Origin of the sequence: Paenibacillus auburnensis, from assembly GCF_927798115.1 — a bacterium.
GTDB lineage: Bacteria > Bacillota > Bacilli > Paenibacillales > Paenibacillaceae > Paenibacillus_AQ > Paenibacillus_AQ auburnensis.
Genome location: NZ_CAKMMG010000018.1, coordinates 37,521 through 47,340, shown reverse-complemented (window position 1 = coordinate 47,340; position 9,820 = coordinate 37,521). Strand labels below are relative to the sequence as shown.

The following is a 9,820-nucleotide window of genomic DNA, read 5'->3' as shown; positions in this document are numbered from 1 at the left end:
CGGAAGGGTTCCACGCGTACCCATCCCGAACACGACCGTTAAGCCTTCCAGCGCCGATGGTACTTGGACCGAAGGGTCCTGGGAGAGTAGGACGCCGCCAAGCACATGAAGCCATTGTTGAGTCATCGACAATGGCTTTTTTTGTTGTCCATATGGAGATTGTGAAATGATCCTAATGTCCACCCCGTACGGACTTTCGTCCAAGAATTCGCTTACTCTGTGGCCTTTTTCTGAATACCTCCTCTGATGATGTAATATTCTTGACAGGCCAAAAAGCCTTTGCTAAGATGGCAATAATATATTTTTGGACAAGCATCTCAAACCGTAATTGAAGATCTCAATGTGCCTAACTTCGTTGTGATTGTCTGTGTCTATCGGATATGGACTTTAGCCGGAGTTTCTTCATTTATAAAGTTTGCGGACGTTTAGAATAAAGACATTCGAGGAGGAATGACCCAGGTGTGGGAAGATAAGTTTGGTAAAGAAGGACTGACTTTTGATGATGTGCTGCTGGTGCCGCGTAAATCCGAGGTACTGCCGAAGGAAGTGGATCTGTCTACAGTTTTGAGTAAAACAGTGAAGCTTAATATTCCGCTTATGAGCGCAGGGATGGATACCGTAACTGAAGCCGCAATGGCAATTGCAATTGCCCGTGAAGGCGGAGTGGGCATTATTCATAAGAATATGTCCGTAGAGCAGCAAGCTGAAGAGGTAGACCGCGTTAAACGTTCCGAAAGCGGCGTTATCACCAATCCTTTTTCCCTAACACCTGATCATCTGGTGTCCGATGCCGAACGGCTGATGGGCAAATACCGGATTTCGGGCGTTCCGATTGTAGACGATAACAATAAACTGGTCGGCATTATTACCAACCGTGACATGCGCTTCATTCATGACTATAGCGCTCCGATCAGTGAATATATGACCAGAGACAACCTGGTAACAGCTCCTGTAGGAACTACACTCCAGGAAGCGGAAGTGGTGCTACAGCGTCATAAGATCGAGAAGCTGCCGCTAGTGGACGATAATAAGATTCTTAAAGGTCTTATTACTATTAAAGATATCGAAAAAGCCATTCAGTTCCCTAACGGTGCTAAGGATGCCCAAGGACGTCTTTTGGTAGGTGCAGCTATCGGTATCTCCAAGGATTCACTGGAACGGACAAAAGCTTTGGTTGAAGCCGGTGTCGATCTGATCGTAGTGGATTCCGCGCACGGACACCATATCAATATTATTGAAGCAGTACGCAATCTGCGTGCCCAGTATCCTGACCTTACCATTGTGGCCGGTAATGTAGCAACAGGAGAGGCTACGCGGGAGCTGATTGAAGCAGGTGCTTCGATTGTTAAAGTCGGTATTGGTCCAGGCTCGATCTGTACCACCCGTGTTATTGCCGGTATCGGTGTACCGCAGATTACAGCAATCTACGATTGTGCAACGGTTGCCCGTGAGTATGGAGTGCCGATCATCGCCGACGGCGGGATCAAATACTCAGGTGAGATTACCAAGGCTATCGCAGCTGGTGCTTCGGCGGTTATGATGGGAAGCTTGTTCGCCGGTACCGAAGAAAGTCCAGGAGAATCGGAAATTTATCAAGGACGTAAATTCAAAGTATACCGCGGCATGGGCAGCATGAGTGCGATGAAGCAAGGCAGTAAGGACCGCTACTTCCAGGACGATGATAAGAAGCTCGTTCCTGAGGGGATTGAAGGGCGTGTTGCCTTCAAAGGATCACTGTCCGATACGGTTCATCAGCTGATCGGCGGACTCCGCTCAGGTATGGGGTACTGCGGTACGAAGACATTGACTGAGCTGCGTAACGATACCTCCTTCATCCGGATTACCGGTGCCGGACTGCGCGAGAGTCATCCGCATGACGTACAGATTACTAAGGAAGCACCTAACTATTCCTTATAATCGGCCAAATTCGCTAAATTACGGACAGACAGGGCGAAATTCGTCCTGTCTGTCTTTTTTTGCAGGTACCCCTGTGTTAGAATAGAACAAGCAATGGATATGAACCAAAGGAGAGTAGTAATTTTGAAGCACAAGCGGAAGTTCAGCAGTAAACAATTTGTGATCAAGACAGCGACAGTAGGTCTGCTTTTAAATATGTTAGCTTCTCCTGCAAGTTCAGTACTGGCCGATGCGGTGAAGACTCCGGCTACAACAGAAGCAGGTACTACTGCCACAGGCACTGCAACAGCCAAAGCAGCTGTAGCAAAAATACCATCTGTAGAATCGTTAGGACTTAACGTGAGTTCGGCAGTATTGATTGAACCTACTACCGGTGAGGTGCTGTTGTCTTATAATGCAGATCAAGCTCTGCCCCCGGCGAGTATGACGAAGATGATGACGGAGTATCTTGTAGCCGAAGCCGTGAAGAATGGACAGCTTACCTGGGACCAGAAGGTCATTGTGCAGGAGAATGCCTCCCAGCAAATCGGTTCCCGGATCTTTTTGGCACAAGGTGATGAACATACAGTTAAAGAGCTGTACATAGCTATGGCAGTGGGCTCAGCCAATGATGCTACAGTTGCTCTGGCGGAACTGGTTTCCGGTTCTGAACAGCAATTTGTGACACTGATGAACGAAACTGCCCAGAAGATGGGGATGAAGACAGCGTATTTCATCAATTCCACCGGTCTTGACCGGGCAGATATGCCGTCTAAGTACCGTCCGGAAACGGACCGCGAAACGGTTATGTCTGCGATGGATGCGGCTATTCTTGCGAAATATATTGTAACTGACCATCCTGATTTCACTGAATTTACAACCATACAGTCCTACAAATTCCGTGACCGGGATACCAAACCTATGGTTAACTACAACTGGATGCTTGAGGCCAATAAGGATATTGCCAACTTTAAGGCATACGCCTACCCGGGTCTTGACGGACTGAAGACGGGACATACTAGCAATGCCGGCAACTGCTTCACGGGTACGGCCGTGCGAGACGGCATGCGTCTGATCAGTGTAGTTATGGGTGCCGATTCAGAAGCGCATCGGTTTACCGAAACTAAGAAAGTGCTTGATTTTGGCTTCAATAACTTTGAGATCAAGCAGGTCGTGGCCGCTAAGTCGGTAATCACCGGCAATGAAACCGTACCTGTACAAAAAGGCAAGAACGAAAGTGTATCCGTGGTTACGGATGCAGGTGTAACTTTCATGGTACCTAAAGGAACGGTTACTCCACAAATCGAAACTGCCGTTACAGTTAATGATCCATCAACTCTAGTGGCTCCAATCCCCAATGCTACAGCAGTCGGTAAGGTAACCTACACTTATAAGGTTGAAGGCATGTCTCAGGTCCAACAGAAGACCGTTAATTTGATTACAGCTGAGGAAGCAGAGAAAGCCGGATGGTTCAAACTGCTGATGCGGGCAATAGGCGATTTTTTTGGTGATCTGTTTACAGGAATTAAAGATCTGTTCTAAAGGCAGCAATGACTTTAGGCAGACAGAAATCCGAGTAAATGGGTTGTATATATAACCGCCCTGCGGTAGAATTATTATTTAGATTCAGTCAGATTATTCGGGAGGCTTGGACATGGAAACTGGTACATCGAGAGTTAAAAGAGGCATGGCAGAAATGCAAAAAGGCGGCGTCATCATGGACGTCATGAATGCAGAACAGGCAAAGATTGCTGAGGCTGCGGGTGCAGTAGCCGTAATGGCTCTGGAACGGGTTCCTTCCGACATCCGCGCAGCAGGCGGTGTAGCACGGATGGCTGATCCTACAATTGTAGAAGAAGTTATCAAGGTAGTTAGCATTCCCGTAATGGCAAAAGCACGTATCGGCCATTATGTAGAAGCTAAGGTTCTGGAGTCGCTGGGCGTTGATTATCTGGACGAGAGTGAAGTTCTGACTCCTGCCGATGAAGTTTTCCATATCGACAAGCGTGAATTTACAGTTCCTTTTGTATGTGGCGCAAAAGACCTCGGTGAGGCACTTCGCCGTATTAATGAAGGGGCTTCAATGATCCGTACCAAAGGCGAACCGGGAACAGGCAATATCGTTGAAGCTGTTCGTCACATGCGTTTCATTAACAGCCAAATCCGCAAGGTGACTAACCTGTCCAAGGACGAGCTGTACCATGAAGCCAAAACACTGGGAGTTCCTTACGAGCTTCTGCTTGAAGTCCACGAGCTTGGCAAACTGCCGGTTGTTAACTTTGCTGCAGGCGGTGTAGCTACTCCTGCCGATGCAGCCTTGATGATGCATCTGGGTGCGGATGGTGTATTCGTAGGTTCCGGTATTTTCAAATCGGATAATCCGGAGAAGTTTGCCCGTGCGATCGTTGAAGCAACCACACACTTCACTGACTATAAACTGATTGCTGAAGTATCCAAGAACCTCGGCACCCCGATGAAGGGGATTGATATTGCAACTCTGGCTCCGTCAGAACGCATGTCGGAGCGTGGCCGTTAATAGAGAGAAGGTTTCCCGGATGAAAATAGGAGTGTTGGCGCTTCAAGGCGCTGTAACAGAGCATATTGTCAGTATAGAGAAAACCGGAGCCGAGGGCCTTCCCATTAAGCGCGTAGAGCAGCTTGAGGAAGTTGAAGGACTGATCATCCCTGGCGGAGAAAGTACTACGATCGGCAAGCTGATGCGCAAATACGGCTTCATTGATGCCATTCGTGATTTTTCAGCCCAGGGCAAGCCTATTTTCGGTACATGTGCGGGAATGATTGTGCTGGCGAAGAGAATTGCCGGAGGCGAACCTTCACATCTTGAGCTGATGGATATTACCGTTGCCCGGAACGCTTTTGGCCGCCAGCGGGAAAGCTTTGAGTGTGATCTGGATGTAAAAGGGATAAATGAGCCGGTACGTGCCGTCTTTATCCGTGCTCCGCTCATTAACGAAGTGGGCCCGGATGTTGATGTTCTGACGGTCTATAATGATGAGATCGTAACGGCTCGCCAGGACAACCTGCTGGTATCCTCTTTCCATCCGGAGCTGACCGATGATTACCGCCTGCATCAATATTTTGCCGATATGGTGAAGGCTAGTGTAGAAGCTAAACAATAGAACTGCATACAAGAACATCCTGACTCTTTCAATGCTGCACCAGCAATTTGAAAGAGTTTAGGCTGTTTTCAGGAGGGAAACTTTGTGCTAGATGTAAAAGTATTACGCAGTGATTATGCCAAGGTAGAAGAGGCGCTTAATAAACGCGGGAAATCACTTGATTTGATTGCAGGCTTTCCACAGCTTGACTTGCGCCGGCGTGAACTGCTGCAAGAGACTGAAGGGCTTAAGAACCGCCGTAACATCGTTTCCGGCGACGTGGCTAAGAAGAAAAAGAATGGCGAGCCGGCGGAAGATTTGATTGCTGAGATGCGTACGGTTTCCGACCGGATCAAGGAGCTGGATGATGAAGTCCGCGATCTCGAAGCACAAATCGATGAGCTGACCATGAGCATTCCGAACATTCCTCATGAATCGGTGCCAGTAGGCAAATCCGAGGAAGAGAACGTTGAAGTGCGGCGCTGGTCGCAGCCAAGAGAGTTCGGATTTACACCCAAATCCCATTGGGAGCTGGCACAGCAGCTGGATATCCTTGATTTTGAAGCCGCTGCCAAGGTTACAGGTTCCAGATTTGTATTCTATAAGGGTCTTGGCGCCCGACTGGAGCGCGCCCTGATCAATTTCATGATGGATCTTCACAGCGGAGAGCATAACTATGAGGAAATGCTGCCGCCATATATCGTAAATAAGGACAGCTTGTATGGTACAGGTCAGCTGCCGAAGTTTGAAGAGGATCTGTTCAAGCTGCGGGACACCGAATATTACCTGATTCCTACAGCCGAAGTACCGGTAACGAACTACTACCGTGAAGAAATTCTGACAGCTGCAGATCTGCCGAAATACCATGTTGCTTACAGCTCCTGTTTCCGTTCTGAAGCGGGTTCTGCAGGCCGGGACACCCGTGGGCTTATCCGTCAGCATCAATTCAATAAGGTAGAGCTTGTAAAGCTGACGACACCTGAGACTTCATACGAAGAGCTAGAGAAGATGACGGCTGATGCTGAACGCGTGCTGCAGCTTCTGGAGCTGCCGTACCGGGTGCTGGGCTTGTGTACCGGAGATATGGGCTTCACAGCAGCTAAGACGTATGATTTGGAGGTCTGGCTGCCTGAGAGCGGCATGTACCGTGAAATCTCCTCCTGCTCCAACACAGAGGACTTCCAGGCGCGCCGCGCTAATATCCGTTTCCGTAAGGAGCCTAAGGCAAAGCCTGAATTCGTTCATACCTTGAATGGTTCCGCATTGGCAGTCGGACGGACCGTGGCAGCTATTCTGGAGAACTACCAGCAGGAAGACGGCAGTGTGCTGATTCCGGAAGCACTCCAGCCATACATGCGTAATGTGAAATCGATCAGTCCGAAAATTTCTCAATAATATGCTTGCGTTTTATTAGGATCGTGTGATACAATTTCTAATGCATGTGAAATTTTGATGCACTGGAGAGGTACCGAAGCGGTCATAACGGGGCGGTCTTGAAAACCGTTAGGGTGCAAGCCCACATGGGTTCGAATCCCATCCTCTCCGCCATATCCTTTTAAACTAATGAATTGCAGATAGAAGCCGTCTTCTCCGGAAGGCGGCTTTTTTTTTTGTGCTCTTCTGCCCCTTCAAATATGCGAATATGGTTGGTTGTGGAGTATGTGACCAGCAAGCAGGAATAAAAAAACCCATTTCTCCGCAATGTATTAGGGAAGGAGGGTGATTATAACAATGAACCGAGAAATGCAATTGGACCAGAATAGTCTGGTATCCGCGTGGCAGGAACGTTTGCCTGCTCTGATGGACAACGGGGACAGCTTTAGCCTGCAGGGGGATGCAGCAGACCCGAAGAGTCTGTTGATTCATTTTAACGCTGCCGGCCATCAGGCCTATTCCCTTGATTTCCGTTGTACCTATGTGGACAGCCGTGAGGTTGCCGTAGATTTGGTTGATGTGGAGCAGGGAGGGCGCCATACTGACGAACGTACTGATGCTGTACAGCAGCTCGCCCAGCAATATACTAGACAGATTCATGAGTGCGCCCAGGCGTTACAGAATCTGACCAATCCATAGGAGGAATAGTGAGATGAGCAAACCCAAAAGTATGCCGGTTCCCGGCGTAGAGACTAACCATGAGCCTAGGGAGGAGCATCACTCCTCCGGGCCTAAACCATTATCCGGTTCTAAAAAGGTAAAGCAGGCTAACCATGTGGATCATCACAACCGGCAGGGATAAGATTGAAACCAGAGGCGCGAATGAAACGTAATGTTTCTCGTATTTGCGAAATGGTTTATCATTAGGAGGGGAAATAATTTCTTTACATGGGAGAGGAGAACAATAATGATTAAAAAATGGGGGTTGTCTGCTGCTGCATTACTGCTTACAGCTGCAGTTATTTTGCCCGGATGTGCCAGTAAAGAACAGGCGCCTAAGGAGGCGTTGAAGTCAGCTGCAACCAAAGCCATGACAATGACTTCTTATGAAATGCAGAGCAAGCTCACAGTGAATAATCTGACTATTGATGCACCTGCAGGGGAAACCGATGGAACTACGGGCATGGTGCTAAATATGCTGAAGAATGCGGATATTTCCGTGAACGGAGTTTATCAGGCTGATCCGAGGCAGACTGAATTAACACTGGTGCTGAATCTGAAGGGCGATATGGCAATGACCTTCAATATCCCGATGGTGATGACCGGGGAAACTCTGTATGTCAAAATACCTTCAATTCCGCTTTTACCGCTTCCTGAGACGATTGTAGGCAAGTTCCTGAAGATGGATCTGAAGGAGTTAGCGGAACAGGAAGGTGTAGAGTTCAACCCTGATTCACTGGATACTAAGAAAGCGCAGGATCTCACCAATGAAGTGCTGAGCACGCTCCTGGGTGAGTATGATGAGAAGACCTATTTTTCAGACGTGAAGCCTAAGGATGCCGCATTGCCTGAGGGTGTAGAAGCCAACCAGGTTGTCCGGTTCGAGGTGACTAATAATAACGTCAAAGAAGCGATCACAATTCTTGTGAATAATGCATTGCCTAAGATTATTGATATCCTGAGTAAAGAAGAATACAAAGAAATGCTGCAAATTGACGAGGCTGATCTGGCCAAAGCCAAGGAAGAGCTGCAATCCAGCGAGACCCGGGCAGAATTCGATAAAAGTTTGGCGGACCTGGGCAACTATCTTACAGTTAACAAGTTCCAGCTGAACACTGCAGTCAACAAGGATGATTTCCCGGTGTATCAAGACCTGCTGATGGACATTGTAGTTAAGGATCCGGAGCAAGGCCAGAATGTCAGCTTGTCACTAACCGGAAGCAATCAATACAGTAAGATTAATGAGAAACCAACCTTCACGATTGGTATACCTGAGGGTGAGAATGTTATTACAATGGAAGAGCTGCAGCAGCAGTTTGGCGGAATGAGCACTTACTAATCTTTTAAAATGAGAAAAACCTGCAGGAATGCGAACCGCTCGCACTCTTGTAGGTTTTTTGCGTGTTAAGGTTGAACTTTTTCTGCTAGGAAGTCGTCTGCCAGGATGGCATAGGTCCGGTGATCCTGCCATTCCCCGTTGATCTTAAGGTAGCGGCGGGCGATACCTTCAGCCTGGAAGCCGTTTTTCTCCAGCACCCGGCGTGAGGCATCATTGTGAAGCAGGATAGCTGCCTGCACCCTATGAAGCGCAAGGGCCCGGAAGGAATAGTCCAGAATAAGCCGGGCGGCAGCAGTTGTATAACCCTTGCCCTGGACGGTATGATCTATAAAATAGCCGAGGTCGCCATATTGTGCTACACCGCGTACGATATTGGAGATAGTGATCTGTCCGGCCAGTTGCCCGTCCAGCAGGAAGATACCAAACATATAGGCCCTATCCTGGTCTGCATCGTTCATACGCTGGCTGATCAGCAGTTCCTGGCTTTCAAGTGTAAAATAATCGGCTTCACGCAGCGGTTCATACGGCTGATGCTGTTCCCTGTTGCGCAGACGCAGCTGGAGCAGATCATTTGCGTCCTGTTTCTGCAGCAGGGCTAGGTAGATGCCCTGAGCATTATTGTACAGCTTAAATGACATGGTGAGCCTCCTTTTATCCGCAAGTGGCAGCGTAGATGATGGACTTTATAGCCTTTTGTACCAAAACAGGCTAGAGCTTCGACGGCCTCTGCCGCAACCGGCGGAAGAAGGAAGTCAGCAGCTCTGCGCATTCTTCCTGCAGGACACCTTGAATAACCTCGGTCCGGTGGTTGAATCTCGGTTCCTCCAGCAAATTCATAAGTGTGCCGGCGCAGCCCGCCTTGGGATCTGTGGTGCCGTATACAGTAAGCGGCAGCCGCGACTGAACCATCGCTCCTGCGCACATGGGGCAAGGCTCCAGCGTCACATACAGCTGGCAGTCAAGCAGCCTCCAGGAATTCAGCGCGATGCTGGCTTCCCGGATGGCCACCATTTCGGCATGTGCAGTAGAGTCCAGCGTAGTTTCCCGCAGATTGTAGCCGCGTCCGATAATCTCGCCGTGACGTACAACGATTGCACCGATTGGCACCTCGCCCAAGCTTTCAGCTTTGCGGGCTTCCGCAATGGCCTCTCTCATCCATAATTCATGAATCGCCAGCTCTTCCGCCGACAGTTCACCGGTTTGAATATTCAAGCTCATCTTCCCTTCTAATAACACTCTTTGTACAACGAACAAATATTCGTTCTTAACAAATTGTGCATAACTCTGTGGATAACCGCCGACTTATACACAATATTGTGCACATCGCCATTTAATAAATTGTTTATATGTGAATAGCCTGTGGATGGTTTTC

The 9,820-nt window shown here is 48.6% G+C and carries 10 protein-coding genes, 1 tRNA gene and 1 rRNA gene; 10 read left to right on the top strand and 2 right to left on the bottom strand.

Going from position 1 to position 9,820, the window contains the following annotated elements; all coding sequences use genetic code 11:
- The 10 genes from rrf to L6H70_RS28540 form a co-directional block, all read left to right on the top strand.
- Nucleotides 1-103 (top strand): 5S ribosomal RNA (gene rrf, locus L6H70_RS28585); the annotation flags it as partial.
- Between the two features lie 356 nt (nt 104-459).
- Nucleotides 460-1,917, top strand: coding sequence for an IMP dehydrogenase (gene guaB, locus L6H70_RS28580; RefSeq protein ID WP_236337596.1), 1,458 nt, complete (start codon nt 460-462; stop codon nt 1,915-1,917).
- Between the two features lie 120 nt (nt 1,918-2,037).
- Nucleotides 2,038-3,438: a D-alanyl-D-alanine carboxypeptidase family protein gene (locus L6H70_RS28575; protein WP_423802889.1), complete on the top strand. Its 1,401-nt coding sequence runs from the start codon at nt 2,038-2,040 to the stop codon at nt 3,436-3,438.
- Nucleotides 3,439-3,550: 112 nt separating this feature from the next.
- On the top strand, nt 3,551-4,432 hold the full coding sequence (gene pdxS, locus L6H70_RS28570) for a pyridoxal 5'-phosphate synthase lyase subunit PdxS (RefSeq protein WP_054944095.1): 882 nt from the start codon (nt 3,551-3,553) through the stop codon (nt 4,430-4,432).
- A gap of 19 nt (nt 4,433-4,451) precedes the next feature.
- Nucleotides 4,452-5,036 carry a pyridoxal 5'-phosphate synthase glutaminase subunit PdxT gene (gene pdxT / locus L6H70_RS28565; RefSeq protein ID WP_236337592.1) on the top strand — a complete coding sequence of 195 codons (585 nt, stop codon included), beginning with the start codon at nt 4,452-4,454 and terminating at the stop codon, nt 5,034-5,036.
- 84 nt (nt 5,037-5,120) lie between these two features.
- Nucleotides 5,121-6,410, top strand: coding sequence for a serine--tRNA ligase (serS, locus tag L6H70_RS28560; RefSeq protein ID WP_236337591.1), 1,290 nt, complete (start codon nt 5,121-5,123; stop codon nt 6,408-6,410).
- Between the two features lie 64 nt (nt 6,411-6,474).
- A tRNA-Ser gene (locus tag L6H70_RS28555) sits at nt 6,475-6,563 on the top strand.
- A 183-nt stretch (nt 6,564-6,746) separates the two neighbouring features.
- Complete coding sequence (locus L6H70_RS28550) at nt 6,747-7,088, top strand: hypothetical protein (RefSeq protein ID WP_236337590.1); 342 nt, start codon at nt 6,747-6,749, stop codon at nt 7,086-7,088.
- 13 nt (nt 7,089-7,101) lie between these two features.
- Nucleotides 7,102-7,251 (top strand): small acid-soluble spore protein P, encoded by a 150-nt coding sequence (locus tag L6H70_RS28545; RefSeq protein WP_206102674.1) that lies wholly within the window; start codon nt 7,102-7,104, stop codon nt 7,249-7,251.
- 105 nt (nt 7,252-7,356) lie between these two features.
- Nucleotides 7,357-8,448 (top strand): hypothetical protein, encoded by a 1,092-nt coding sequence (locus tag L6H70_RS28540; RefSeq protein ID WP_236337589.1) that lies wholly within the window; start codon nt 7,357-7,359, stop codon nt 8,446-8,448.
- Between the two features lie 65 nt (nt 8,449-8,513).
- Here the strand turns inward: L6H70_RS28540 and L6H70_RS28535 are convergent, their stop codons facing one another.
- Together L6H70_RS28535 and tadA are read right to left on the bottom strand one after the other, a co-directional pair.
- Nucleotides 8,514-9,086, bottom strand: a complete 573-nt coding sequence (locus L6H70_RS28535; protein ID WP_236337587.1) for a GNAT family N-acetyltransferase — start codon at nt 9,084-9,086, stop codon at nt 8,514-8,516.
- A gap of 70 nt (nt 9,087-9,156) precedes the next feature.
- On the bottom strand, nt 9,157-9,660 hold the full coding sequence (tadA, locus tag L6H70_RS28530) for a tRNA adenosine(34) deaminase TadA (protein ID WP_279306807.1): 504 nt from the start codon (nt 9,658-9,660) through the stop codon (nt 9,157-9,159).
- Nucleotides 9,661-9,820: the final 160 nt, after the last annotated feature.